The following is a 24,502-nucleotide window of genomic DNA, read 5'->3' on the forward strand; positions in this document are numbered from 1 at the left end:
CAATATATAAATACACATCCCATATAATGGGAATAGACAAAAAAAGATCGCAGCCGTCAGCAGCTCTTACAGGGATCGTGTTCGGGCGCGATTTCGCGACGTACACCGCATCTGCAGGAGCTGCCGAAGGCTGCGATCTTTTAAGCGTGGCGCGTGTGTTCAGTTACCCTGTGCAAAATCCCGCAACACCGCCCCATCCATCCGATACCGCACCCACTCCTCCTGCGGCTGCGCGCCGAGGGATTTATAGAATTCGATCGCCTGTTTATTCCAGTCCAGCACGCTCCACTCGAACCGCCCGCAATCATTGGCGCAGGCGATTTTTGCCAGATGGCGCAGCAAGGTCTTGCCCGCGCCACCACCGCGCTGTTGCGGGGTGATGTAGAGGTCTTCGAGGTACAGGCAGTTGCTGCCAAGCCAGGTGGAATAACTGAAAAAGAACACCGCGAAGCCGATCGGCGAACCGTCGCGCAGGCAGATCAGACCATGGGCCGTGGCGCCTTCGCTGAACAGGCTGCGCTCGATGTCGGCGACGCTGGCGATGACTTCGTGGCGGGCACGTTCATAGTCGGCCAGCTCAGTGATGAACGCGAGGATTTGCGGTGCATCGCTGGGGGTCGCCGGGCGGATCTCAATGGTCATGGACGTGCCTTCGTCAAAAGTGAAAACGCCATACTAAGTCCACAAGCGACGCTCGTCACATTAGAAAATCCCTTTGGCCAGGAGACTTGATCGGCGCGACGGCAGGCCTGAACCGTTCGTCGTTCATCAGGCACCAATCCGGATCGACGGCGGACCAATATCAAGTAAGGACTCTCAATAGAAAATGGAGACACCCGCATGCTCACGTCCAGGTTGTCCGCCCTCGCTCTCGCCATCCTGATGTCCTCTGCCGCCTTCGCAGCCAACACTGCCTCCGGCACCGGCCCGACCAACCCGGTCGAAGGCTCGAAAGCACCCGCAATCCAAAGCGCGCCCGCCATGAACACCAATGGCACGGGCGTCGACAGCAGCCTGCCGCCCTCCACCGGCACCGACCCTCGGATTCAGGGCAACGACGCGGGCCGTCAAGGTGGCATGAACCAGCCGGACACCCGGACACCCGATAACGCCGACACCGGCATCGGCTCGAAAACCACCACCGGTGGTTCCGGTTCCGAAGGCGGTGCCAGCCAATAGTTCGCCCACGCGAGCGACTTATCCACCTGCATAAAGAGGTAAGCATGAACGTCGACAAAAACCTTGAAAAAGAAGTCCTGACCCGCCTGTTGCACGCCCACCCGAGTGGGCTGGGCAAGGAGGTCCTGGACAATTACCGGGGAGAGAAAGTCGTGGCCAGCGCCCTCGCCACGCTGCAGGACCGCGGATTGATTCAGCATGGTCATGTGGTCTGCAACGAGGACGGTGAGCATTCGTTGAACTTGCCGATAAAACTCAGTGCTGCCGGGGTTGAAGCAGCGCGCAAGCTGGACGCCTGACAAGACGAATCAGGTTGCAGCCGTGCGCGGCTGCAACCGTTTGACAGACTCTGCAAGCAGCAGGAGAAATCCCATGCCTCGTGGAAGTAAAGACAAATACACCGCCGAACAAAAGCGCAAAGCCGAGCACATCGAAGACAGCTACGAGAACAAAGGTGTCTCCAAAGATGAAGCAGAAGCTCGCGCCTGGGCGACGGTCAACAAGCAGTCGGGAGGTGGTGAGCGCAAAGGGGGGGCGGGACGCAAGAAACCGGCGAGTGCCAAGTCCGAAGATCGCAAGGAATCATCCCGACGCGCAGTGGCCACTCGTGAAGGTCATTCGCGCAACAGCAAGGCTTCGCGCGATACCCAGACTGTGGATAGTTTGAGGAAGGAAGCCTCGGAGAAGAAAATTCCGGGGAGGTCGAGCATGCGTAAGCAGGAGTTGATCGAGGCGTTGCGCAAGGCGGGTTGACGCCCTGGTTTGTGTGGAATTCAAGGGCCCCTTCGCGAGCAGGCTCGCTCCCACAGTGGATCTGCGTCTGACCAGTTTTGGATGGTCGACACAGAACCCTGTGGGAGCGAGCCTGCTCGCGAAAGCGGTAGATCAGGCGCCGGAGGACTTGCTGATGAATGCATCCACCTCTGCCGCTCCAGGCGAAGTCGCCGGCCCCCACCGGGTCACCGCCAATGCCGCAGCCGCATTCGCCCGCCGCGCCGCCTCAACCGCCGACAACCCCTGCGCCAATCCGGCCACAAACACCCCGGCATGCGCGTCCCCGGCACCATTGCTGTCCACCGCCTCGACCTTGAACCCCGGCACATGCCGGTGCTCGCCGCGCCGGCTGACCCAGCATCCCTGCGGCCCATCGCGGACCACCGTCAGCACCTCGGCCGGCAAATGCTCAGCCAACCGGTTCAATGCCTCGCCGATGTCCGGTGCCCCGGTAAATCCCAGCGCCTCGACACCGTTGCTGGTCCACAGATCAATGCGCGGCAGCAAGGCCTGCATCAACGGCGCATCCGGCGAATCCACCAATGGGCCCGGATCGAACACCACCTTGATCCCGCCCGGCAACGCCAGCACCCAATCCACCAGCGCCTGCGCCTTGCCGCGATGCAACAGGCTGTAGCCACTGACGTAGACATAGTCGCCCGCTTCGGCCAGCACACTCGCCAGGTCCTCGGCGGTCAACTCGCCCTCGGCACCGATATAGGAAATGAAACTGCGCTCGGCCGACGCGTCCGTCACCGCAACGCACAGTCCGGTATCGCGCTCGGCGCGGCCAGCGATGCCGATGCGGATCCCTTCCGCGTTCATGGCCTCACGGGCCAGATCGCCGAAACGTCCGGTGCCGTGGCGCCCCAGGTAAATCACCGGCAACCCGTTACGCTGGGCGGCAGCCATCACATTGAAGCCGCCACCGGCTTCGAAACGGGCCGATTGCGCCAGCACGTCCCCGCCCGGCTGGGGCAGTTTATCCACGGCCATGACCAGGTCGATGATGACCTGGCCGGTGTGCAGCAATCTAGGCATGAGCATTCTCGACCCGCGCGGCGCGACGATCCTTCGCCCCACCGAGTACCGCGTAAATGCCACCGGCGACCACGAAGGTCACGATCCAGCCGAGGCCGTTATGTCCCAGCCACGAATCGGACAGGACGCCCTTGAACCAAACGTTTTCTGCCGTCGTGCCGATGGTGGTGAAGCTGAAACCCAGCACGATCGCCAATGCCCACGCGCCGAACGCACGCCACTCGACGCCGCCGTGGTACCAGTAGGCGCTGCCCGGGCTGACGTCCAGCAGGTCCTTGGGGCTGTAGTAGTGACGGTGAATCAGGTCGATCACGAAGATCCCGACCCACGCCGTGATTGGCACTGCCAGCAACGAAATGAAGGTAATGAACGGACCGTAGAAGCTGTCCGCAATCAGCATGAAGTAGATCGAACCGGCGAAGATCGCGACGATGTCGACCACCACGGCGTAGACGCGCTTGACCTTCAGGCCGAGGGTCAAGGTGGTCAAGCCGGCGGAGTACACCGACAGGTTGTTCGACAGCAGCAGCCCGCCGAACGCAGTGATCAGGTACGGCACGGCCATCCAGGTCGGCAGCATGTCGCGGATCGCGACGATCGGGTCGGTGGCCGAGGCCAGGTCGTTGTTGCCCACCGACAGCAGCCCGCCGAGGGTGATCAGCAGTACCAGCGGGATCCCCGCACCGAACGCCGCCGACGCCACCAGGCGCACGGCCTTGACGCTGCGGTGCTGGTAGCGCGACATATCGGCACCGGCGTTGGCCCAACCGATGCCGGTGCCGGCGGCCATGGTGCCGATGCCGATGATCATGGCGCTCAGCGGTGCCGGCGTGGCGTTGAACACGGCGCTCCAGTCGATGGTGGCGCAAAGGAAACCGCCCACCAGAATGTTCAGCGCACCGAATACATAGGTCGCCCACTTCTGGATCACCAGCAACGTGGCATGGCCGAGGCCGGAGACCGACAACGTCAGCAGCACGAAAATCGCGATGAACACCAGCGTCAGCAGCGGTGCGTTTTTGGCTTCCACCGGCGAGCCGAACAGGATCGAGCACAACGACAGCAGCACGAAGGCGGCTGTGGTGGTGTTGACGGTTTCCCAGCCCAGGCGCGACATCAGCGAGACCAGGGTCGGGCCGATATTGCCGCGTACGCCGAAGATCGCTCGCGACAGGGTCAGGCTCGGTGCCCGGCCCCGACGGCCGGCGATGGAGATGATGCCGACCACCGCAAACGAACCGGCGGCGCCGAGGATCGCGACGATGACCGCCTGCCAGATCGCCAGGCCGCGAAACGCCACGAGAGTCGCACCCAGCGGCAGGCCGAGGATGGAAATGTTGGCGGCGAACCAGACCCAGAACAGTTGCAGCGGATGTCCGTTGCACTCCGCCTCCGGCACCGGTTCGATGCCCCGGGTTTCCAGTTGCCCGGCGCTTGGCCCGGCGGTCGATGAACGCATGAAAAAAATACTCCTGTTGCCTTTGTTGTGGTTGTGGGCAATGTCGGAAGACGAAACAACATCCCGGCGGTCCTGGCCGTATTCGTGCGTTCCATTGCGGTGAAAAAATTTGAGCGCGCGGCGCGCCCTTCGCGACGGTGCGGCGATCCGACAGGCTCGCTCCCACAGGACCGCGTATACCTTAAGGTTTGCACTCCCTTGTGGGAGCGAGCCTGCTCGCGAAAGCGCCAGCCCTGTCAGCGCAAGGCCAACAGCCCTTGCACCAGAGGTTCCAGCTCCAGATGGTTGACGGCCTTGACCTTCTCGATCATCGCCGCCGGCCAGATCTCCAACCCCAGGCAGGCCCCGAGCATCGCCCCGAGGATCGCGGCGATGGTATCAGTGTCACCCCCCAGACTCGCCGCCATGCACAGCGCTTCGAAGGCGTTCATTTCGCCAATGGCCACTTGCTGGGCCAGGGCAAACGACACCACCACCGACTCCTGCGAGGCCACCGAGGTGCCGATCACGTCATACAGCAAATCGGCGAGCATCGCCCTGTCGCTGTCGACACTGAGGGTCCGTGCCCAACTGATGCGCGAAGCGATGCGTCCGCCCGCGACCCAGTGGCCATGCCCTTCCGCTTGCAGGGCAATCTGCTGGCCAAGGTTCAAGGCTTCGCCCAGGTCCATGCCGTTGATCCCGGCCGAGACCACCGCCGCCACCGCCGCCGCACTGGAAATGCCCAGCGTGGTGTTGTGGGTGACCTGACAGGCCTGCACCACGGCATCGATGAAAGGTTCAGGGTCGGCGACATCCGCCGCGATCCCGACGGGCGTGATGCGCATGGCCGCACCATTGGTGGTGCCGTAGCGCCCCGCCTCTTCCGCCGAATGGCCAGCGAGAATCATCTCGATCGCGCGCTTGGTCGACGGCCCGAGCAAATCCTGCGAGCCCTTGGCCTGCATCGCGGCTTCCCATTCGATCAGGCGTTGCGCGAGCAGCGACGCTTCGATCCGACCCGCGCCATCGATCAACAACTGACCGACCAGAATCGCCTGTTCGGTGTCGTCGGTGATCGAGCCCTTGGGCATGTTCGCGGCGATCGGCTGATCCGGGCCGGCGTCTTGCAAATCACGGATTTCGCCGAAGCGCGTCTTGACCTCGGCGCGGCTCAGCGATTGCGTGGGCATGCCCAACGCATCGCCCAGGGCCAGTCCATAAAAGGCGCCCAGGGCACGGTCAAGCAGAGTCATTGTGTATTTCCAAATTGCAGGTGCAGTCGAAAGTGCACGGGATCGAGCAGGCTTTCGACCTGTTCCATGAAGCGGTTTTGCCGGTCATAGGTAGTGCGCAAGGCTTTGAGAAATACCGTACCGGGCTCACGGCCCAGCAATTCGGCGTCTTCGGCGCTCAGGGGTTCGGCACCGATCCATTGATCGCCGCGATCACCGATGTAACCATAGGCGGCCAGGGTGATGGTCAGGGAATTATCGATCAGGCCGACCCGCGGCAGGCTTTCCAGGCCTCCGGTGGCGGGCATCAGTGAGCGTTCGAGGGAGACCAGCTTGCCGTCGGTGGAACGACGTCGGCGGTCGAGGGTGATGAATTGGTCGGTGCCGAAACGCGGCAGCAGGTCAGGACGGGTCACCGCCTCCAGCCGCAGCACTTCGGTATTGATCAGCGCCCCGCTGTCGGCCAGGGCCTGGGCCCAGCCGTTGCGTTGATCGAGCATCACCCCGTCGAACGTGACGATGGAGCCGACCCCGCTTTGCGTCGCGATGTAGTTGCGCCGTTTCAACTCGGCCAGGGCTTCGCGCAACGTGCCCCGGCTGACTTTGAATTCCTGAGCCAACTGATGCTCGCCCGGCAGATGAAAGCCGTCCTCCATGAGGCCGCTTTCGATGCGCCGGATGAGTTCGTCGACCACCCGTTGTTTCTTGTCAAATCGTACCTGTCTAATCATGTACAACGTGATAACCGAAAGGGGTTGGGGCGGGCAAGGAATATTTCAGGAAGGTGATGGGAGGGGGTCCAAGCGTAGATCAGTGATTATGCGTTACGTCAGTGACGCAGCCTTCGCTGGCAAGCCAACTCCTACAGGTCAAGTGCCGTGCCTGGATTATGCGAACGACATATAACCTGTGGGAGCGGGCTTGCTCGCGAAAGCGCCGGCACATCCAACATGTATATGTCAGACAGACCGCTTTCGCGAGCAAGCCCGCTCCCACAGGGTTATGTGTTAAGGCTCGAGGCCGATGGGGAAGAATTTGCCACCGCTCCACACACCCAACCAGCGCTGCCCGTCGATCTCTCGGGTCACGGCCAGCTCCACCAGTTGGTAGAACACATTGCGGTGGATCAAGGCTTCGAGGTTGGTGCGCACATGTACATAGGGCGCAGGCTCTTGCGTCACCGGGTCGATCACCACGCGCATCGGGTGTTCGGCACCGGCCTCGGCGGTTTCCTCGACATTGGTGGTAAAGCGCAAGACCTGCGCTTCACCCTCGCCTTCCACCTCCACGGCAATCGCCACGAAAGGCGCATCGTCGACCTTGATGCCGACTTTCTCGACCGGGGTGATGAGGAAGTAGTCATCGCCGTCGCGGCGCATGATGGTGGAGAACAGCTTGACCATCGGCTTGCGCCCGATCGGCGTGCCCAGGTAATACCAGGTGCCGTCGCGGGCGATGCGCATGTCGATGTCGCCGCAGAAGTCGGGATTCCACAGGTGGACCGGTGGCAAGCCTTTGGTTTTGGGGATTTGCCCCAACAGGTCGTTGGCTTTTTGCGGGCCACTCATGGCGTTCTCCTTTTGAATTAGTGGTCGCTGAGTCCCAGCAAGCTGCGAGCATATTGCTCCAGCGGCGGGCCCATCAGGTCTTCCGGCTTGGTGTCGTGGAACGTCAGCAAACCGCCACGACTCTTGATACGTGCAGTATCAATCAAATACTGGGTGCTGGTCTCGATCAACATGATCTGAATGACGCCACTGTCGATACCGAGTCGATCCACGGCTTCCTGGTCGAGCCATTCGTCCGAGTTGCCGATACGGTCGTCAGCCTTGGCGAAGCGGGTGTAGAGCAGGTAATGCGCACCGGCGGCACGGGCGTCCCGCATGGCCTGGTCGAGACCTTCCGGAACGCGGGCACGGCGTACCATAGGAAAGTATTCGATAAAGCCATCGAAGGCGACTTCGGCGATCACGTTGGGTCGTGGATAGGCACTGCCAGGGGGGGCGAAGGCGCCTTGGGCGATGTAGACGAAGGAGTCGGGCTGAATGCGCAGATTATTGGCGCGGCGGCTGTCGCTATGGTCGAGCAGGCCCGCGTCGCTCATGTGGTAGCGAGTGCCTTCGGCCAGGTCGCTGACATTCATGCAGCCACCGAGCACCAAAACGGCCAGCAGCAAAACCAGGCTACGCATCCTTCCCTCCAGAAGCCGGTGACGGAAAACCGGCGAATGGGGGTTGGATGCAGCTTCCGCGCCAGTCCTGCAGGAGCGAGCGGGCGGCGATCCGACTTGCCCGCGAAGGCGGATCAGCCGCCGATAATCTTCATGATGGTCGCGCCACCGGAGAACGCCACTTCCTGCTTGTCGCCCAAGGCTTTCACCAGCAAGCGCTGCAACGCCGGCAATGCCTGATGACGCGGCTTGTCCAATAGATCACCGACATAGTGCCGGTTACTCGACGACAGGCAGCCATGCAGCCAGCCGGTCGACGACAGACGCAACCGCGAACAGGTCCGACAGAACGGCACGCTTTCGTTGGCGATCACGCCGAAATGGCCCTGCCCCGGAATCTGGTAACGCACTGCCGTGGCGTCGACGGGCGCATCGGCCTGCAGGTATTCGTAGCGCTCGCCGATCAGGCTCAGCAACTGCTGCAGGCTGACGAACTGCTGCAGGAAGGCATTGGAATCGCTGGCCAGGTGGCCCATGCGCATCAGCTCGATGAAACGCAACTCGTAGCCGCGCTCCAGGCAGTAATCGAGCAGCGGCATCACTTGATCGAGGTTCTGTCCGCGCAGCGGCACCATGTTGACCTTGATTTTCATCCCGGCGGCGCTGGCCTGGTCCATGCCGTCGAGTACCGTCGCCAGATCGCCGCCGCGGGCAATGCTGCGGAATGCACTGGCATCCAGGGTGTCGAGGGAAACGTTGATGCGGCGAATGCCGGCGTCCACCAGCAGCGGCAGCTTCTTGGCCAGGAGCTGGCCATTGGTGGTCAGGCTGATGTCTTCGAGGCCCATCTGCCCGACAGCCGTCATGAAGGCTTCGAGTTTAGGGCTGACCAGCGGCTCGCCGCCGGTAATGCGCAAGCGCTCGATCCCTGCGGCTTCAATCAGATAGGCCACGCCCCGTGCCATCGCTTCGGCTGACAGCTCATCCTGCGCAGCCACCAGCCGCTTGCCATTGGGCACGCAATAGGTGCAAGCATAATTGCAGGCTGAAGTCAGGCTGATACGCAGGTTGCGAAAACGCCTGCCTTGACGATCAACGATCATGGATCACTCCGGCAAAAGGAAGTTCGGACTTGCTAAAACTTGACTCACAAATCAAGTTTTAGCAAGTCCTATGCCTGAGTATATTCCTGAGGTACTGCGCCATGTAGCTAAATCATGGCGCAATCAGGCTGCTGAATGGCTCAGCTGCTCGGAGTGTCGGTATCGCGCTTGCGTTTGTTGCCCATGCGCACGCCGATGTCCATCAGGAACTGGAAGAAGCCTTCCTGATCTTCCAGCACATTGCTCCAGAACGGCGAGTGATACAGCGCAACGGCACCGTGCACCAGCGCCCAGGACGCGCAGTAATGGAAGTAAGGCGGCACGTCTTCGAGTTTGCCTTCGCTGATCCGGCCCTTGATCAGCAGGGTCAGGCGTTCGAAGTTCGAGGCACGGATCTTGTGCAGTTCCTCGACCATCTCCGGCACCTGGTTGCCCTTGACCACTTTTTCTTCCAGGCGGTCGAACAACCGATAGCGTTGCGGGTCGCGCATGCGGAATTCGAAATAGGCCCGGGACAGCGCCTCCTTGTCCTTGTCGACATCGGCCGAATGCAACAGCTCGTTCAGATCGCGCTCGTAATCGAGCATCAGGCGCAGATAGATCTCCGCCTTGGACTTGAAGTGCTTGTAGATCGTGCCTTTGCCGATACCGACGGCATCAGCGATCATCTCGACGGTGACACTGTCTTCACCCTGGTCGAGGAACAGCTTGAGCGCGGTATCGAGAATTTCTTGCTCGCGGCGACGAAACTCACGGACCTTACGAGGTTCTTTATGCATAAGAAAAGGTCTGTAGGGGTCAAAATTCGAAGCCGCGTATTATGCCTAACTTGCACCAAAATGCACGGATCATCCGACCATATCTGTGTTTCATGATGATTTCACGCAGTTTTGGAGTTGATGAGAACCCTTCCGAAGCGGGCGTATTCCAAAATTGTTTAAAAACCCGCCCTGCCAAACTGGACTCAGCGCAATACTGATCAATACTTCAACTGTCGGCGGGGCATCTCCCCCAAGTGTCGCGCCGATATAGGTACCAACGGACCGCGTGCCTTTGTTTTACTCCTAATGGTCTTAACCCGGATTCACCCCCCAGAACCCGGGTTTTTTTTGCCTGCGATTTACCCTTGCGGGCGCGAGGCGGCTCGCGAAGGCGGCATTGAAACCTAAACCGATTTCACATGCGCCAACGGGAATAACCGCTTGAAGTTCTGCGTAGTCTGCTCGGCAAACCGCTCATAGGGCTCACCGCGCAACATCGCCAGAAACTCTGCCACTTCCCGCACATACTGCGGCAGGTTCGGCTTGCCGCGATAAGGGATCGGCGCCAGGTACGGTGAGTCCGTCTCCACCAGCAAGCGATCGGCCGGAACCTTGCTCGCCACGTCGCGCAATGCATCCGCATTGCGGAACGTGACAATCCCGGAAAGGGAAATGTAATAACCCATGTCCAGCGCAGCCTTCGCCATGTCCCAGTCTTCAGTGAAGCAATGCAGGACGCCCGCCTGAGACAGCGCCGCTTCACGCAACAGACTCAAGGTGTCGGCACGGGCGCCACGGGTGTGAATGATCACCGGTTTGCCCGTCTGCTGCGCCGCTTGCAGGTGCAGACGAAACGATTCCTGCTGCAACTTGGCCGCTTCCGGTTCGTAGTGATAATCCAGGCCGGTTTCTCCGATCGCCACCACGCGCGGGTGATTCAGTTCCTGCAGCAACCAGTCCAGCGCCGGCGCCGCACCGGGTTGCACATCCAGCGGATGCACACCCACCGAGCAGTCGACGTCGTCATAGCGCTCGGCCAGGGCTTTGACGTCGGCGGCGTTGTCGACGCTGACGCCGATACACAGAAAGTGACCGACCCCGCGCTGACGGGCGGCATCGAGCGCAGCATCCAGAGAACCGTCGTGGGCGGCGAGGTCGAGGCGATCAAGGTGACAATGGGAATCTACGAGCATAAAAGGGCTGCAACTTACATCGTATGGGTAGGACGGTCGGACTTGAGAGCTCCGGCCAGATAGGTTTCGATTCGACTGCGCGCGGTATCGTCGCCGTCATTGAATTGGACGCCGACCCCCGCGGCCCGGTTGCCCTGGGCGCCTTTGGGGGTGATCCAGGTGACTTTGCCGGCGACCGGGATTTTTTCCGGCTCATCCATAAGGTTCAGCAGCATGAAGACCTCATCGCCCAACTTGTAGCTTTTGTTGGTCGGGATAAACAGGCCGCCGTTCTTGATGAACGGCATGTAAGCCGCATACAGCACGGACTTGTCCTTGATCGTCAGGGACAAAATGCCGTTGCGCGGCCCCGGATTGACGGCTTCATTCATGCGGATCTCCACGGCTGATGTTCAGAGTCTAGGCGCGAACGGTCACTTCTGGCCAGGCAAGGACGCCCATTGCACCAACAGCGCCTCCAGCAACAGCGCCGGATTCAGGTTGGCTTTGTTCATCACTTTCTGACGCTGGGCGAGAATCCAGTCCTGAATGGCAAGCACTTTGTGCTGCGCGGATTTCTGCGCCAGGTATTGAATGACCTTGCGCATGTCCGTCAGGCCCAGACCTTCTTCATCCTGGGTCAACTGATAGCGCAGGATCAGGCTCGACCAGTCGCAGAACCAGTCGAACAACTGCAGCTGCGGTATGGTTTTCCATTCTTCGGCCAGCTGGGTCGGCGACTGTTGCTGCTTGAGCAATTTCTTCACGCCATCGACCACCAGCGCCCGCTGTTCACGCACACCCCGGGCCTGCAACTTGACCGCGGCCAATGGCGACCCGGCGGCAAGCGTCAGCAACTCGACGCGCTCTTCGGGCGAACAGTCCGGCAGGGTCTTCGCCAGCCACGCCAGGCTCATCGCCTCGCTGGGCAGCGGACACGCCTGCTGCTGGCAGCGGCTCTTGATGGTCGGCAACAAACGACTGGTCTGGTGGCTGACCAGCAGCAACACGGTATCACCGGACGGCTCTTCAAGACTTTTGAGCAAGGCATTGGCGGCGTTGACGTTCATCGACTCGGCCGGCTCGATCAACACCACCTTGCGTCCACCCATCTGCGCGGTCTGGACCACGAAACCGACCAGTTCGCGAACCTGATCGACCTTGATCGCCTTGTCGGCTTCTTCCGGTTCCAGGATGTAGTTGTCGGGGTGGCTGCCGGCCTTGAGCAACAGGCAGGATTTGCATTCGCCGCAAGCGTCCTGCGCGGTCGGACGCTGGCACAGCAAACTGGCCATCAAGCGCTCGGCCAGCGCGCGCTTGCCGATCCCGGCCGGGCCATGCAGCAGATAGGCGTGGGCATGCTGCTTGCGCCCGGCCAACTGCTGCCAGAGGCTGTCCTGCCACGGATAGGCTTCAGCCACGGGTCAACTCCAGCAGGCGCGGGAGCAAGGTATCCAGCGACAGCTGGACCTGTGCCAGCGGCTGGGCGGCATCGACCCGCACATAGCGTGCCGGGTCCGCTTCGGCACGCTTGAGAAAGGCACTGCGCACGGCATCGAAAAATGCCCGACCTTCGAGTTCGAAGCGGTCCAGGCGACCGCGAGCACTGGCGCGGGCAAGGCCCACTTCAACCGGCAGATCGAAAATCAGCGTCAGGTCCGGGCGCAGGTCGCCCTGGACAAAGGTTTCCAGGGCGGCGATGCGTTCCAGCGACAATCCACGGCCGCCGCCCTGATAGGCGTAGGTCGAATCGGTAAAGCGGTCACACAGGACCACGGCGCCGCGGGCCAGCGCCGGGCGAATCACCTCGGCCAGATGCTGGGCTCGCGCGGCGAACACCAACAGCAATTCGGTGTCGGGGTTCATGACTTCGTCGACGGGTGCCAGCAGCACCTCGCGGATCCGCTCGGCCAACGGCGTGCCACCCGGCTCGCGGGTCAGCACCACCTCGACACCGGCGGCGCGCAGGCGCTCGGCCAGGTAGTCGCGGTTGGTGCTCTTGCCGGCGCCTTCCGGCCCTTCCAGGGTAATAAACAAGCCAGTCACAGGCAGTCCTTAATCAGAGTCATTGCGGGCTTTGCGGGGCGGTCGCATCCGGTTCGGGCACGGGTGCGGCAGCGGGTTCTTCCGCGGGTGGTTGCGCCGGCGCGGGTGACGGCGCCTGTGGCGGCTCATCGACAGGCGCTGGTGAGTCGGGTGACGCCATTTGAGCAGGCGCTGGCGGCGGCACTGGCTCCAAAGCCTCAGGGGCGATGTTGGGCGAAGCGGCCGGAATCGGCATCTGCTCGTCCAGCGCATCCGGCGCGGTCGCAGGTCCCGGGCTGGAGCGGTAGTCGGCGCGGCGCTTGAGCTGGAACTCGCGCACCGCGTTGTTGTGGGCGTCCAGATCATCGGAGAACACGTGACTGCCATCACCCCGGGCAACGAAATAGAGGCTGTTGCCCGCCACCGGATTGAGCGCGGCATGGATCGCTTCGCGCCCGACCATCGCAATCGGCGTCGGCGGCAGGCCGGAAATCATATAGGTGTTGTAAGGGGTCGCTTCCCGGAGATGGGCACGGGTCAATTTGCCGTTGTAACGGTCACCGAGGCCGTAGATCACGGTCGGATCGGTCTGCAACAGCATGCCCATTTCCATGCGCCGCACAAACACGCCGGCGATCTGCCCGCGCTCCTGGGGCACACCGGTTTCCTTTTCCACCAGCGACGCCATGATCAGCGCCTGATAGGGTTCTTTGTACGGCAGGTCGGCCGAGCGCTGCCCCCATTCCTTGGCGAGGACTTCGTCGAGGCGGTCGTAGGCTTTCTTCAGCAGCTCGACGTCGGTCATGCCACGCACGTAGCGATAGGTGTCGGGGAAGAACCGGCCTTCGGGAAAAATCCCGTTGTGACCGAGTTTCTCCATGACCTGGTTATCGCTCAAACCGTCGAGGGTCTGTTCGAGTTTTTCCGCTTTGGCCAAGGCTGCGCGGACCTGGTGGAAATTCCACCCTTCGACCAGGGTCAGGCTGTACTGGACGATGTCCCCGCGCTTCCACAACTCGATCAGCCCTTCGACGGTCATGCCGGGCTGCATGCGGTATTCGCCCTTGTGCAAGGGTTGCCGGGCGAGATTGAAACGCCAGTAAACGCGCAGCCAGAAAGCGTCCTTGATCACGCCGTCGGCTTCGAGTCGATAAAGGGTACGGGTCGGCGTGGTGCCCTTGGGCACCTCCAGCAGTTCTTCCCGGGTGATATTCAGCGGCTGTTGCAGCGCCGAATGGATTTTCCAGGCGGAAGCGCCCAGACACAGCCCCGCCAGAACCAATCCGGTTTCCAGCAGCAGCAAGAATTTACGTCTCACGAATCAAGCATCCAGTAGCAGGCGGGCAATGGTTTGGAGTTTACGGGTGAGTGGCCCAACCGGCCAGCTCAGTGCTGCATAGGCGCGCACCGGCCAAACGCCATACACACTGTTGCAGACAAAGACTTCATCGGCCCATTGCAGCTGGTCGAGGCTGATGTCGGTGATTTGCGTGGGGATGCCCGACGACTCGGCTTGAAACAATAATTCCGCACGCATCACGCCGGCCACGCCACAGCGCTTGAGATCGGCGGTGATCAGTACCCCGTCGCGCACCAGGAACAGGTTGCTGAACACACCTTCGATCACACGACCGGCCTGGTCAAGCATCAGACCTTCCGCGTGCTCGGTGTCTTGCCACTCGGAACGGGCGATGACCTGTTCAAGACGATTCAGATGTTTGAGCCCGGCGAGCAGGGGCTGCCTGGACAGGCGCGTCGAGCAGGCGAACAGACGCACGCCCTGCTCCGCATTCGCCACGGGGTACGCTGCGGGGGGGGTGCCTTGCATAATGCGCCGTGCCTGCGCCGAAGGATCCGGTGCGTAACCGCGCAGGCCGTCGCCACGGGTGACGATCAGCTTGAGCACGCCTTCCCCCAGCGCTTGGGCATAGCTCGCCAACTCAGTGCACAGCGCACTGTGGTCGAGGTTGATCGCCAAGCGCTGGCAACCCTTGACCAAGCGCACCAGATGCCGGTCCAGCAGCACCGGAGCGCCGTTGTGCACGGCAATGGTCTCGAACAGACCATCGCCGTAAGCCAGGCCGCGATCCTTCAGCGACAGAGCGTCAGCCGGCTGACCGTCGACCCAGCTGTCCATCAGTCGGCAAACCGACGGAACACCAGCGAGCCGTTGGTGCCGCCAAACCCGAAGGAGTTGGACAGCACCACATCGATCTCCATATTGCGCGCGGTGTGTGGCACGAAATCCAGATCGCAGCCTTCGTCCGGCTCATCGAGGTTGATGGTCGGCGGCGCCACCTGGCTGTTGATCGCCAGCACACTGAAGATCGCTTCGACCGCGCCCGCCGCACCCAGCAGGTGACCGGTCATGGACTTGGTCGAACTGACCGCCAGCTTGTAGGCGTGATCACCGAACACCGACTTGATCGCACAGGCTTCGGCAAGATCGCCGGCCGAGGTCGAGGTGCCATGGGCGTTGATGTACTGGACCTGATCGCTGTTGATCTTCGCGTCGCGCAAGGCGTTGGTGATGCAGCGAGCGGCGCCAGCACCGTCGGCCGGCGGCGACGTCATGTGGAAGGCGTCGCCACTGGTGCCGAAACCGATCAGCTCGGCGTAGATGGTCGCGCCACGCGCCTTGGCGTGCTCCAGCTCTTCGAGCACCAGCGCACCGGCGCCATCGGACAACACGAAGCCATCGCGGCCCTTGTCCCATGGCCGGCTGGCGCGGGTCGGCTCGTCGTTGCGGGTCGACAGTGCACGGGAGGCACCAAAGCCGCCCATGCCCAGGCCGCAGGCCGCCATCTCGGCGCCGCCGGCAATCATCACGTCGGCTTCGTCGTACATGATGTTGCGTGCCGCCATGCCGATGCAGTGCGTACCGGTGGTACACGCCGTGGCGATGGCGTAGTTGGGCCCCTGTGCACCCAGGTGGATCGACAGGAACCCGGAAATCATATTGATGATCGAGCCAGGCACGAAAAACGGAGAAATCCGTCGCGGGCCGGATTCGTGCAGGGTGCGGCTGGTTTCTTCGATATTGGTCAGACCGCCAATACCCGAGCCCATGGCCACGCCGATACGCTCGCGGTTGGCGTCGGTGACTTCCAGACCAGCGTTGCGAACAGCCTGAAAACCTGCGGCCAGACCGTACTGAATGAACAGGTCAAGCTTGCGTGCTTCCTTGACCGACAGGTATTCCTCGACATTGAAGCCCTTTACCGAGCCGCCAAAACGGGTGGAATAGGCAGAAAGGTCGGTGTGTTCGATCAGACCAATGCCACTGCGGCCAGCCAGAATGCCCTGCCAACTGCTCGGCACATCCGTGCCCAGTGGCGACAACATACCCATACCGGTGACTACGACGCGTCTACGCGACACAGCACTCTCCTTTTTCAAATGACGACTTTGCATCAGGCCTAAAGAAAAAACCGCACGCCGTGATGGCAGTGCGGTTTTTCCATGACAGCAAGCAACGATTACAAACTGTTACGCCTGGTGGCTGGTAACGTAGTCGATTGCAGCTTGTACAGTAGTGATCTTCTCGGCTTCTTCGTCAGGGATTTCGGTCTCGAATTCCTCTTCCAGAGCCATCACCAGCTCAACGGTGTCAAGGGAGTCAGCACCCAGGTCTTCAACGAAGGAAGCAGTGTTGACCACTTCTTCTTCTTTAACGCCCAGTTGCTCGGCAACGATTTTCTTGACGCGCTCTTCGATGGTGCTCATACCTTGTTTTCACTCCTAATGGACAAATTCAGGCAGCTGGCCAGTGGGTAAGTGTATAGAAAGACTTTTCAGTTTTTCAACTGAAAGCTTCACTCCTCAGACCCGGTGGCCCTCTGCCTATAAATAGATTGCAGCTTTATAACGGATTTTAGACAGCTCGTATGACATTTTTTTGAAGCTATCCGTCACATTTAACTCATGTACATCCCGCCGTTCACCGGGATTGTAGCCCCAGTCACGTAAGCCGCACCGTCGGATGCAAGAAAAGCGACCACAGACGCGATCTCTTGAGCTTGTCCCAGACGACCCAGCGGAATCTGCGTCTGCAAGGCTTCACGCTGTGCTTCGGGCAATTCGCGGGTCATATCGGTGTCGATGAACCCTGGGGCCACCGAGTTTACCGTAATCGAACGCGAACCGACTTCACGCGCCAGTGCACGGCTGAAACCTTCCAGACCTGCCTTGGCGGCTGCGTAGTTTACTTGGCCTGCGTTGCCCATGGCACCCACAACCGAACCAATACTGATAATTCGTCCCCAACGGGCCTTGGTCATGCCGCGCAAAACGCCCTTGGACAGGCGGAACAGACTGTTCAGATTGGTATCGACGACGTCATGCCATTCGTCATCTTTCATCCGCATCATCAGATTATCGCGGGTGATACCGGCATTGTTGACCAGGATCGCCGGTGCACCGAACTGCTCCTGGATGCTCGCCAGCACAGCGGCGACGGATTCATCGCTGGTGACATTGAGTTCCAGGCCAGTGCCTTGAATACCGTTTTCCTTCAGGGTAGCGGCGATGCGCTCGGCCCCCGCAGCGGAGGTCGCGGTGCCGATAACGATGGCGCCCTGACGACCCAGTTCCAGGGCGATAGCCTGGCCGATACCGCGGCTCGCACCGGTGACCAGTGCAACTTTACCTTGCAGACTCATGCAAGCTTCTCCTGATTCAGGCCAACGCTGCACGGGCGGCAGCGAAAGCATCTGGGGTATTGAGGTTGGATGTCGACACGCCTTCGGCGCAGCGCTTGTTCAGGCCGGCCAGCACTTTGCCGGGGCCGCATTCGACCAGTTGGGTCGCGCCCCTGGCGGCCAGCGCCTGGACCGACTCGACCCAGCGTACAGGCTTGTAGAGCTGCTCAAGCAGATCGCGCTTGAGGGTTTCCAGATCCGCCGGCACGTTGGCGCTGACGTTTTGTACCACTGGAATCTGTGGTGCCTGCCAGTCGATCGCAGCGATCGAGTCGGCGAAACGCTCGGCTGCCGGACGCATCAGCTCGCAGTGCGACGGCACGCTGACCGGCAATGGCATGGCGCGCTTGGCGCCACGGGCCTTGCAGCCTTCGATGGCGCGCTCGACCGCCGCCTTGGCACCGGCGATGACCACCTGGCCCGGGGAATTGAAATTGACGGCGCTGACCACCTCGCCTTGCGCCGCTTCGGCACAGGCCGCCAGCACGTCGGCGTCTTCCAGGCCGAGGATCGCGGCCATGCCGCCCTGCCCGGCCGGAACGGCTTCCTGCATCAGTTGACCGCGGCGCTCAACCAGCTTCACCGCGTCGCCCAGGCTCAGGCTGCCTGCGGCCACCAGGGCACTGTACTCGCCCAGGCTGTGGCCGGCGACATAAGCCGGCCGCGCACCGCCTTCAGCCAGCCACAGGCGCCACAAGGCGATCGAGGCGGTCAAAATGGCCGGCTGGGTTTTATCGGTTTGATTGAGTTGTTCTTCCGGCCCCTGCTGGGTCAGTGCCCACAGGTCGTAACCCAGGGCATCGGAAGCTTCTTTGAAAGTGTCGAGGACAAGCGGATGTTGCGCGCCCAACTCGGCCAGCATGCCGAGGGACTGCGAACCCTGTCCCGGAAAGACGAATGCGAGGGAAGCAGACATGTAACAAGCCCCTAATGATCTTGTCGCCGAAGAATTGACGTCCCGCCCTGGGACGCAAGAAAACTGACAATTGGATGGCCAATTGAACTGAGCGGTCACATTTAAGCATTGTCCGCCGAAAACGCCTAAAGCAACAAATCCTCCAGACGACCGTGAATCCGTTCCGGCAGGTTTTCCTGGATCTCGATCAACGCCCGGGCAATGGCACTCTGAAAGCCCTGGACCCCGGCCGAGCCGTGGCTTTTTACGACGATCCCCTGCAACCCGAGGAAGCTGGCGCCATTATGCCGCGCAGGCGCCAGGTCGGCTTGCAGCCGTTTCATCAGCGGCAGCGCCATTGCGCCGACTACTTTTGATGCAAAGTTTTTTCTGAACAGGGCTTCGATGCGCCCGGCAATCATGGTCGCCAGGCCTTCGCTGGATTTTAGCAGGATGTTGCCGACAAACCCGTCACACACCACCACATCAGCCTCGCCGCGGTACAGACCGTCACCTTCGACGAAACCGATGTAGTTGATACCCCGGGCGCTCTGCAACAAGGTCGCTGCCAGCTTGACCTGCTGATTGCCCTTGATGTCTTCGGTGCCGATGTTCAGCAACGCAACCCGAGGACGAACGATACCCAGGGTTTCTGCCGCGACCGATCCCATCACCGCAAACTGCAACAGGTGTTCGGCGCTGCAATCGACGTTGGCGCCCAGGTCGAGTAACTGGCAGTACCCCTTCTGCGTAGGGATCGCCGCGACCATGGCCGGCCGATCGATGCCCGGCAGGGTCTTGAGCACAAATCGCGACAAGGCCATCAGCGCACCGGTGTTGCCGGCACTGACGCAGGCCTGGACCTTGCCGTCGCGCAACAGCTCCAGCGCCACGCGCATCGACGAATCAGGCTTGCCGCGCAAGGCCTGCGCCGGCTTTTCGTCCATGGTGATGACTTCGCTCGCCGGTGCAATCGACAGGCGCGCGCGATCCACAGCCGATTGGCTGGCGATCAATTCTTCAAGGAGTGAGGGTTGACCGACAAGGGTCAGGTGCAACGAGGGCGTGGCATTCAGACAAGCAAGACTGGCCTGAACAATGCTGCGGGGACCGAAGTCCCCGCCCATTGCGTCAATCGCGATGACTTGAGCGGACAAGGATTACTCGTCAGCGCCCTTGTCGATCACTTTACGGCCACGGTATACGCCTTCTGGCGATACGTGGTGACGCAGGTGAACTTCACCGGTGGTTTTTTCTACAGACAGAGTGCTTGCCGTCAGGGCGTCGTGCGAACGACGCATGTCACGGGCAGAGCGGGATTTTTTGTTCTGCTGAACAGCCATAATTGATTAACTCCTAAACGTTTGGGTCACGCTTTAACTGCGCCAATACACTGAACGGGTTGGACCGCGTTACCTCGTCCTCGCTCGGTTCGGGCTCATCGAGACCCGCCGGCTGCTGGCATTCTTCCGGATGATGAGCAGGCACAATGGGCAAGGCGAGCAGAAGCTCCTCCTCGATCAGTGACTGCAGATCCAATGGATCTTCGCCCAGTTCCAGCACGTCATAACCTTTCGGTAACGACTGGGTATTCGCACCCTCCTTCACCACAGCGTAACTGCATTCGCTATGGATCGGCAGGGTGACCAGCTCAAGACAACGCTGGCAAACCATTTTGACTTCGGTGTCGATAAAGCTGTGGATGACCACAGACTTACGTTCATCTCGTTCAAAAACGAATTTAGCCTGCACCGTACCGACAGTGTCGGAAAGCGGGTCGCAGAGTCTCTCCAAATCGGCCAGCAGCAGTTCACCTTGAAGGGTGGTGCCACGGTCAGCCAATTTGCGCGGGTCAACGTGAGGTGGAATCGGGTCATTCAACATAGGCGCAGCATTATAGGGATGCCCCCGGGCATGTCAAAGGAAATTCAGCCCTGTCCGTCACTTGGTCACCTCGCTAGAATTCGCACCTCCCCTTTGGAGATGCGCATGCTGCCTTTATTACTCGCTTCAAGCTCGGTTTATCGCCGAGAGTTGCTGGCCCGCCTGCAGCTGCCGTTTACCTGCAGCTCGCCGGACATCGACGAAAGCCATCGCCCGCCGGAGTCCGCCATCGAGCTGGTCAAGCGCCTGGCCGAGGCCAAGGCCCGCGCACTGGCCGACAGCCATCCTGCCCATTTGATTATCGGTTCGGACCAGGTCGCGGTACTGGGCGACCGGATCATCGGCAAGCCCCATACGTTCGACAAGGCCCGGGAGCAGCTTCTGGCCGCAAGCGGCGCCAGTGTCACCTTCCTGACCGGCCTGGCCCTGTTCAACAGCCAGACGGGCGACTGCCAGGTCGATTGCGTGCCGTTTACCGTCCATATGCGCACACTCGACATCGCGCGCATCGAACGCTACCTGCGCGCCGAGCAGCCCTACGACTGCGCTGGCAGCTTCAAGGCCGAAGGGCTGGGGGTGAGCCTGTTTCAAAGCACCGAAGGCCCTGACGCCACCAGCCTGATCGGCCTGCCGTTGATTCGGCTGATCGACATGCTGCTGGCCGAAGGCGTGCAAATCCCCTGAGACACCACCCCCTGTAGGAGCTGGCTTGCCAGCGAAAGCGACCTCAAGCCATGCAGCGCCAATGAAACCGCCTTCGCCAGCAAGCCGGCTCCTACAGACGGTTCGGCGTTTCCCACAATCAATCGGTACACGCCTAACCCCTGTAGGAGCTGGCTTGCCAGCGAAGGCGTCCGTCCAGGCGATAAATGTGTCGACTGACCCACCGCCTTCGCTGCTGTGCGGCGATCCGACAAGCCAGCTCCTACAGTTAATCGGTGCAGGATCCAAATGGCGGGGTTACCCCCAGACCGAGCACCAAAAAATCAGCGCAGCGACGGCCCCTGAAACCCCATCCACATGGCCAGATGCTCGGCCACACTGGCACCGAGCTTCTTCGAGAAGCGATCGAACGGCGATTCCTGGACAGTGAAGTCCACCAGCTCTTTCTCGCCAATCACATCACGCGCCACGGAACTGGCATTCCCCAGACCATCGATCAGCCCCAGCGGCAGCGCCTGCTCGCCAGACCAGACCAGGCCGGAGAACAGCTCCGGATGCTCCTTGTCCTTGAGCCGATCGCCACGCCCCTTCTTGACGCTGTTGATGAACTGCTGGTGCGTGGTGTCGAGCACACCCTGCCAGAACTGCGTTTCTTCAGGTTTCTGCGGCTGGAACGGATCGAGGAACGACTTGTGCTCCCCCGAGGTGTAGGTACGCCGCTCGACGCCCAGTTTCTCCATGGTCCCGACAAAACCATAACCGGCCGCCGTCACACCGATGGAGCCCACCAGGCTCGCCTTGTCGGCATAGATCTGATCGGCCGCGCTGGCAATGTAATAGGCACCGGAAGCGCCCAGGTCGGAGATCACCGCGTAAACCCTGGTGTCCGGATGCAGACCGCGCAAGCGGCGGATCTCGTCATAGACGTAACCCGACTGCACCGGACTGCCGCCGGGGCTGTTGATTCGCAGGATAACGCCCTTGACCTTCTCATCCTCGAAAGCGGCACGCAGGCTGCCGACGATGTTGTCAGCGCTGGCGGGCTCCTTGTCGGCAATCATGCCGGTCACGTCGATCAGCGCGGTGTAGTTGCCACTGCGGGTCGCGGCTTTTTCCATGTCCATCAGCGGCGTGAACAGGATCAGCGCGCCAATCAGGTACACAAAGGTCAGCAGCTTGAAGAAGATCCCCCAGCGACGGGACCGGCGCTGCTCCTGCACGCTGGCCAGCAGGGTCTTTTCCAGCAGCTTCCAGCTTTTCTCGTCACCGCTCTCTGCGCTCGCCTTGGCGGGCGCTTTCCATTCGTCAACCATGACATCTACCCCAGCAAAACCCTGTTAAACCCGCTGACTCAGCCAGGTATGTAATTCTGAAAAACGGTCGATCGCCAGGCGCGGCTCGAACAGCTTCAGCGCCTCGATCGATTGCGCGCCATAGCTGACGGCCACCGAGTCCATGCCGGCGTTGCGGGCCATCTGCAGGTCGAAGGACGAATCGCCCACCATCAACGCCTGCTCCGGACGGACCCCGCAATGCGTGACGATCTGCTCCAGCATCAGAGGATGGGGCTTGCTCGCAGTTTCATCGGCAGCCCGGGTGATGTCGAAATAATCTTCCCAGCCGTGGGACTTCAGCACCCGATCCAGACCGCGGCGGGCCTTGCCGGTGGCAACCGCCAAGTGATACCCGTCGGCGCGAAACGCTTCCATCGACTCGACCACACCCTCGAACAATGGCGAGGGCACGGCTTCGGAGGCGATGTAGTGATCGGCATAGTGCTGACGGAAGGCGACCAATTCATCATCGCCAATTTCCGGATACAACGTACGAATCGCTTCCGGCAAGCCCAGGCCGATGATGCCTTTGACGGCAAAATCATCGCGCAACTGAAACCCGGATCGCTCGGACGCTACATGCATCGCCTCGACGATTCGGCCAATGGAGTCGGCCAGGGTGCCATCCCAATCGAAAATCAGCAGCTTGTAATCAGATGGGCGCACTCAATCGCTCCACGGTCTTGGCCCACATCTCGTCGACCGGTGCCTGTAATTTCAGCTCGCCACCATCGGGCAGCGGCACGGTCAACAGATAGGCGTGCAGGAACAGGCGTTTGCCGCCCAGGTCACGAATCTCTTTGCTGAAGCCCTCGTCACCGTACTTGGTGTCGCCGGCAATGCAATGCCCGGCATGCAAGGTGTGAACCCGAATCTGGTGGGTGCGGCCGGTGATCGGCTTGGCTTCGACCAGGGTGGCAAAGTCGCCGAAGCGGCGCAGGACCTTGAACACGGTCACAGACTCCTTGCCTTCCTCCTCGTCGACCTCGACCATGCGCTCGCCGGAGCGCAGATTGCTCTTGCCGAGCGACGCCCGTACTTGCTTGATCGAGGCCGCCCAGTTACCGCGAACCAGCGCCATATAGCGCTTGTCGACACCGTCGCCGCGCAAGGCAGCGTGCAAGTGGCGCAACATGCTGCGCTTCTTGGCGATCATCAACAGGCCGGAGGTATCACGGTCGAGACGGTGAACCAGTTCGAGCTCCTTGCAATCGGGACGCAACTGACGAAAGGCTTCGATCACCCCGTAAGTCAAGCCGCTGCCACCGTGAACCGCAATGCCGCAAGGCTTGTTGATCACGATCAGCGCCTTGTCTTCGAAGACAATCGAGGCTTCGAGTCGCTGCAGCAGACCCTGGGCCAGCGGCACCGGTTCGTCGCGCTCAGGCACGCGAACCGGCGGCACGCGCACGATATCACCCGCCTGCAGCTTGTATTCAGGCTTGATCCGACCCTTGTTCACCCGCACTTCGCCTTTGCGCAAAATGCGGTAAATCAAGGTCTTGGGCACGCCTTTGAGCCGAGCGAGAAGGAAATTGTCAATACGTTGGCCGGCATATTCCGGCGAGACCTCCAGCAGTTGTACCGCTGGGGTCGAAGGGGCAGTAGTCGTCATCCCGCGATGATAACAATTTTTTATGGAATTGAAGCACTTAATCATTGCTGCTATAGTCGCGAACGCCGCCAAAAGTGGCCTGGACAGCGGACCAACGGTCAAAAACCGGCCCTGACCATCGCAATTCACGAGGACGAGAGGCCGTCCTACGGGGCTTTCGCTACGTAACGGTAGAGTTTGCAGGTGTAACAAGCGCAGGTGACATGAGGCCTGAATCATGCCGCAAAGCAGAGTTTTCACTCGCCTTGCGAGCAAATATTCACGGCCAGTTCACAAAGTGCAGTCAGCTGCGAACAACCCCGAGCGAACGCTTCGGAAACAACGCCTAAATTAGCCATGATGCGTGACCTCCCCCTTCGGAGCTCACGGTAAATGCCAACCCGCTGCGGATTCTGCGCGCGGCAGCACCCGAATTATCAGGGATACGTGTAGGGTGGAGATGCACAACCGCTGGACTGTGTAGCACTAGGCTTTATCAAGACGCTTCATCTCGTCCACAGCCGCCGGTTGATT

General features: G+C 60.9%; 29 protein-coding genes. 4 read left to right on the forward strand and 25 right to left on the reverse strand.

What is annotated here, in order from left to right:
- Window positions 1-159: 159 nt before the first annotated feature.
- Window positions 160-642, reverse strand: a complete 483-nt coding sequence (locus F8N96_RS23095) for a GNAT family N-acetyltransferase (RefSeq protein WP_150799778.1) — start codon at window positions 640-642, stop codon at window positions 160-162.
- A gap of 198 nt (window positions 643-840) precedes the next feature.
- Between F8N96_RS23095 and F8N96_RS23100 the strand changes: the two genes are divergently transcribed.
- The 3 genes from F8N96_RS23100 to F8N96_RS23110 all read left to right on the forward strand — a co-directional run bounded on the left by F8N96_RS23100 (window position 841) and on the right by F8N96_RS23110 (window position 1,932).
- A complete protein-coding gene (locus F8N96_RS23100; RefSeq protein ID WP_150799779.1) occupies window positions 841-1,179 on the forward strand; it encodes a hypothetical protein in 339 nt (112 codons plus the stop codon).
- A 44-nt stretch (window positions 1,180-1,223) separates the two neighbouring features.
- A complete protein-coding gene (locus F8N96_RS23105) occupies window positions 1,224-1,478 on the forward strand; it encodes a hypothetical protein (protein ID WP_150799780.1) in 255 nt (84 codons plus the stop codon).
- A gap of 73 nt (window positions 1,479-1,551) precedes the next feature.
- Window positions 1,552-1,932, forward strand: coding sequence for a Rho termination factor N-terminal domain-containing protein (locus tag F8N96_RS23110; protein WP_150799781.1), 381 nt, complete (start codon window positions 1,552-1,554; stop codon window positions 1,930-1,932).
- 132 nt (window positions 1,933-2,064) lie between these two features.
- On the opposite strand, the gene F8N96_RS23115 is transcribed toward F8N96_RS23110, so the two are convergent.
- From F8N96_RS23115 to F8N96_RS23215, 21 genes are all read right to left on the reverse strand, one after another.
- The gene (locus F8N96_RS23115; protein WP_150799782.1) at window positions 2,065-2,994 is read right to left on the reverse strand and encodes a PfkB family carbohydrate kinase; all 930 of its coding nucleotides are present in this window, start codon (window positions 2,992-2,994) and stop codon (window positions 2,065-2,067) included.
- Complete coding sequence (locus F8N96_RS23120) at window positions 2,987-4,453, reverse strand: purine-cytosine permease family protein (protein WP_150799783.1); 1,467 nt, start codon at window positions 4,451-4,453, stop codon at window positions 2,987-2,989. Before F8N96_RS23120 ends, F8N96_RS23115 begins: the two co-directional genes overlap by 8 nt.
- A gap of 236 nt (window positions 4,454-4,689) precedes the next feature.
- Entirely contained in the window at window positions 4,690-5,688 is a 999-nt protein-coding gene (locus tag F8N96_RS23125) for an ADP-ribosylglycohydrolase family protein (RefSeq protein ID WP_150799784.1), read from the reverse strand.
- Window positions 5,685-6,398, reverse strand: coding sequence for a GntR family transcriptional regulator (locus F8N96_RS23130; RefSeq protein WP_150799785.1), 714 nt, complete (start codon window positions 6,396-6,398; stop codon window positions 5,685-5,687). The genes F8N96_RS23125 and F8N96_RS23130 overlap by 4 nt, the downstream gene beginning before the upstream one ends.
- Window positions 6,399-6,674: 276 nt before the next feature.
- Window positions 6,675-7,235, reverse strand: coding sequence for a DUF1285 domain-containing protein (locus F8N96_RS23135; protein ID WP_150799786.1), 561 nt, complete (start codon window positions 7,233-7,235; stop codon window positions 6,675-6,677).
- A 17-nt stretch (window positions 7,236-7,252) separates the two neighbouring features.
- Window positions 7,253-7,858, reverse strand: coding sequence for a DUF4823 domain-containing protein (locus tag F8N96_RS23140; RefSeq protein WP_150799787.1), 606 nt, complete (start codon window positions 7,856-7,858; stop codon window positions 7,253-7,255).
- Between the two features lie 113 nt (window positions 7,859-7,971).
- On the reverse strand, window positions 7,972-8,940 hold the full coding sequence (locus tag F8N96_RS23145) for a GTP 3',8-cyclase MoaA (RefSeq protein WP_150799788.1): 969 nt from the start codon (window positions 8,938-8,940) through the stop codon (window positions 7,972-7,974).
- Window positions 8,941-9,080: 140 nt separating this feature from the next.
- Window positions 9,081-9,719 (reverse strand): TetR/AcrR family transcriptional regulator, encoded by a 639-nt coding sequence (locus F8N96_RS23150; protein ID WP_008152317.1) that lies wholly within the window; start codon window positions 9,717-9,719, stop codon window positions 9,081-9,083.
- A gap of 386 nt (window positions 9,720-10,105) precedes the next feature.
- The gene (locus F8N96_RS23155; RefSeq protein ID WP_150799789.1) at window positions 10,106-10,894 is read right to left on the reverse strand and encodes a TatD family hydrolase; all 789 of its coding nucleotides are present in this window, start codon (window positions 10,892-10,894) and stop codon (window positions 10,106-10,108) included.
- A 14-nt stretch (window positions 10,895-10,908) separates the two neighbouring features.
- Entirely contained in the window at window positions 10,909-11,265 is a 357-nt protein-coding gene (locus tag F8N96_RS23160) for a PilZ domain-containing protein (RefSeq protein ID WP_150799790.1), read from the reverse strand.
- A gap of 42 nt (window positions 11,266-11,307) precedes the next feature.
- Entirely contained in the window at window positions 11,308-12,294 is a 987-nt protein-coding gene (locus F8N96_RS23165; protein ID WP_150799791.1) for a DNA polymerase III subunit delta', read from the reverse strand.
- Window positions 12,287-12,919 (reverse strand): dTMP kinase, encoded by a 633-nt coding sequence (gene tmk, locus F8N96_RS23170; protein ID WP_150799792.1) that lies wholly within the window; start codon window positions 12,917-12,919, stop codon window positions 12,287-12,289. Before tmk ends, F8N96_RS23165 begins: the two co-directional genes overlap by 8 nt.
- A gap of 19 nt (window positions 12,920-12,938) precedes the next feature.
- A complete protein-coding gene (gene mltG, locus F8N96_RS23175) occupies window positions 12,939-14,216 on the reverse strand; it encodes an endolytic transglycosylase MltG (RefSeq protein WP_150799793.1) in 1,278 nt (425 codons plus the stop codon).
- A gap of 3 nt (window positions 14,217-14,219) precedes the next feature.
- Entirely contained in the window at window positions 14,220-15,035 is an 816-nt protein-coding gene (gene pabC / locus F8N96_RS23180; RefSeq protein WP_150799794.1) for an aminodeoxychorismate lyase, read from the reverse strand.
- Entirely contained in the window at window positions 15,035-16,279 is a 1,245-nt protein-coding gene (fabF, locus tag F8N96_RS23185; RefSeq protein ID WP_150799795.1) for a beta-ketoacyl-ACP synthase II, read from the reverse strand. The genes pabC and fabF overlap by 1 nt, the downstream gene beginning before the upstream one ends.
- Window positions 16,280-16,387: 108 nt before the next feature.
- The gene (acpP, locus tag F8N96_RS23190) at window positions 16,388-16,624 is read right to left on the reverse strand and encodes an acyl carrier protein (RefSeq protein WP_003175607.1); all 237 of its coding nucleotides are present in this window, start codon (window positions 16,622-16,624) and stop codon (window positions 16,388-16,390) included.
- Window positions 16,625-16,815: 191 nt separating this feature from the next.
- The gene (gene fabG / locus F8N96_RS23195; RefSeq protein WP_150799796.1) at window positions 16,816-17,559 is read right to left on the reverse strand and encodes a 3-oxoacyl-ACP reductase FabG; all 744 of its coding nucleotides are present in this window, start codon (window positions 17,557-17,559) and stop codon (window positions 16,816-16,818) included.
- 16 nt (window positions 17,560-17,575) lie between these two features.
- Window positions 17,576-18,514, reverse strand: a complete 939-nt coding sequence (gene fabD / locus F8N96_RS23200) for an ACP S-malonyltransferase (protein WP_150799797.1) — start codon at window positions 18,512-18,514, stop codon at window positions 17,576-17,578.
- Window positions 18,515-18,639: 125 nt separating this feature from the next.
- Complete coding sequence (gene plsX, locus F8N96_RS23205; protein WP_150799798.1) at window positions 18,640-19,650, reverse strand: phosphate acyltransferase PlsX; 1,011 nt, start codon at window positions 19,648-19,650, stop codon at window positions 18,640-18,642.
- A 3-nt stretch (window positions 19,651-19,653) separates the two neighbouring features.
- Window positions 19,654-19,836 (reverse strand): 50S ribosomal protein L32, encoded by a 183-nt coding sequence (gene rpmF / locus F8N96_RS23210; protein ID WP_004371305.1) that lies wholly within the window; start codon window positions 19,834-19,836, stop codon window positions 19,654-19,656.
- 13 nt (window positions 19,837-19,849) lie between these two features.
- Window positions 19,850-20,377: a YceD family protein gene (locus F8N96_RS23215; protein WP_004371317.1), complete on the reverse strand. Its 528-nt coding sequence runs from the start codon at window positions 20,375-20,377 to the stop codon at window positions 19,850-19,852.
- 105 nt (window positions 20,378-20,482) lie between these two features.
- Between F8N96_RS23215 and F8N96_RS23220 the strand changes: the two genes are divergently transcribed.
- Window positions 20,483-21,061 carry a Maf family protein gene (locus F8N96_RS23220; RefSeq protein WP_150799799.1) on the forward strand — a complete coding sequence of 193 codons (579 nt, stop codon included), beginning with the start codon at window positions 20,483-20,485 and terminating at the stop codon, window positions 21,059-21,061.
- 302 nt (window positions 21,062-21,363) lie between these two features.
- Here the strand turns inward: F8N96_RS23220 and sppA are convergent, their stop codons facing one another.
- Genes sppA through rluC form a run of 3 tightly spaced genes read right to left on the reverse strand, consistent with a single transcriptional unit; the run spans window position 21,364 to window position 23,989 of the window.
- Window positions 21,364-22,353, reverse strand: a complete 990-nt coding sequence (gene sppA / locus F8N96_RS23225) for a signal peptide peptidase SppA (protein ID WP_150799800.1) — start codon at window positions 22,351-22,353, stop codon at window positions 21,364-21,366.
- 24 nt (window positions 22,354-22,377) lie between these two features.
- Window positions 22,378-23,040, reverse strand: coding sequence for an HAD-IA family hydrolase (locus F8N96_RS23230; RefSeq protein ID WP_150799801.1), 663 nt, complete (start codon window positions 23,038-23,040; stop codon window positions 22,378-22,380).
- The gene (gene rluC / locus F8N96_RS23235) at window positions 23,027-23,989 is read right to left on the reverse strand and encodes a 23S rRNA pseudouridine(955/2504/2580) synthase RluC (protein ID WP_150744418.1); all 963 of its coding nucleotides are present in this window, start codon (window positions 23,987-23,989) and stop codon (window positions 23,027-23,029) included. Before rluC ends, F8N96_RS23230 begins: the two co-directional genes overlap by 14 nt.
- Window positions 23,990-24,502: the final 513 nt, after the last annotated feature.

Source organism: Pseudomonas fluorescens, assembly GCF_902497855.1.
GTDB lineage: Bacteria > Pseudomonadota > Gammaproteobacteria > Pseudomonadales > Pseudomonadaceae > Aquipseudomonas > Aquipseudomonas fluorescens_BI.

Coding starts and splice junctions, on each gene's coding strand:
- sppA (WP_150799800.1), bottom strand. CDS start 22,353: ATGGTTGACGAATGGAAAGCGCCCGCCAAGGCGAGCGCAGAGAGCGGT.
- rpmF (WP_004371305.1), bottom strand. CDS start 19,836: ATGGCTGTTCAGCAGAACAAAAAATCCCGCTCTGCCCGTGACATGCGT.
- F8N96_RS23155 (WP_150799789.1), bottom strand. CDS start 10,894: ATGCTCGTAGATTCCCATTGTCACCTTGATCGCCTCGACCTCGCCGCC.
- F8N96_RS23100 (WP_150799779.1), top strand. CDS start 841: ATGCTCACGTCCAGGTTGTCCGCCCTCGCTCTCGCCATCCTGATGTCC.
- F8N96_RS23120 (WP_150799783.1), bottom strand. CDS start 4,453: ATGCGTTCATCGACCGCCGGGCCAAGCGCCGGGCAACTGGAAACCCGG.
- F8N96_RS23130 (WP_150799785.1), bottom strand. CDS start 6,398: ATGATTAGACAGGTACGATTTGACAAGAAACAACGGGTGGTCGACGAA.
- F8N96_RS23135 (WP_150799786.1), bottom strand. CDS start 7,235: ATGAGTGGCCCGCAAAAAGCCAACGACCTGTTGGGGCAAATCCCCAAA.
- fabG (WP_150799796.1), bottom strand. CDS start 17,559: ATGAGTCTGCAAGGTAAAGTTGCACTGGTCACCGGTGCGAGCCGCGGT.
- F8N96_RS23105 (WP_150799780.1), top strand. CDS start 1,224: ATGAACGTCGACAAAAACCTTGAAAAAGAAGTCCTGACCCGCCTGTTG.
- acpP (WP_003175607.1), bottom strand. CDS start 16,624: ATGAGCACCATCGAAGAGCGCGTCAAGAAAATCGTTGCCGAGCAACTG.
- F8N96_RS23160 (WP_150799790.1), bottom strand. CDS start 11,265: ATGAATGAAGCCGTCAATCCGGGGCCGCGCAACGGCATTTTGTCCCTG.
- F8N96_RS23125 (WP_150799784.1), bottom strand. CDS start 5,688: ATGACTCTGCTTGACCGTGCCCTGGGCGCCTTTTATGGACTGGCCCTG.
- F8N96_RS23150 (WP_008152317.1), bottom strand. CDS start 9,719: ATGCATAAAGAACCTCGTAAGGTCCGTGAGTTTCGTCGCCGCGAGCAA.
- F8N96_RS23110 (WP_150799781.1), top strand. CDS start 1,552: ATGCCTCGTGGAAGTAAAGACAAATACACCGCCGAACAAAAGCGCAAA.
- F8N96_RS23215 (WP_004371317.1), bottom strand. CDS start 20,377: ATGTTGAATGACCCGATTCCACCTCACGTTGACCCGCGCAAATTGGCT.
- pabC (WP_150799794.1), bottom strand. CDS start 15,035: ATGGACAGCTGGGTCGACGGTCAGCCGGCTGACGCTCTGTCGCTGAAG.
- rluC (WP_150744418.1), bottom strand. CDS start 23,989: ATGACGACTACTGCCCCTTCGACCCCAGCGGTACAACTGCTGGAGGTC.
- F8N96_RS23115 (WP_150799782.1), bottom strand. CDS start 2,994: ATGCCTAGATTGCTGCACACCGGCCAGGTCATCATCGACCTGGTCATG.
- F8N96_RS23095 (WP_150799778.1), bottom strand. CDS start 642: ATGACCATTGAGATCCGCCCGGCGACCCCCAGCGATGCACCGCAAATC.
- F8N96_RS23145 (WP_150799788.1), bottom strand. CDS start 8,940: ATGATCGTTGATCGTCAAGGCAGGCGTTTTCGCAACCTGCGTATCAGC.
- F8N96_RS23140 (WP_150799787.1), bottom strand. CDS start 7,858: ATGCGTAGCCTGGTTTTGCTGCTGGCCGTTTTGGTGCTCGGTGGCTGC.
- F8N96_RS23220 (WP_150799799.1), top strand. CDS start 20,483: ATGCTGCCTTTATTACTCGCTTCAAGCTCGGTTTATCGCCGAGAGTTG.
- fabD (WP_150799797.1), bottom strand. CDS start 18,514: ATGTCTGCTTCCCTCGCATTCGTCTTTCCGGGACAGGGTTCGCAGTCC.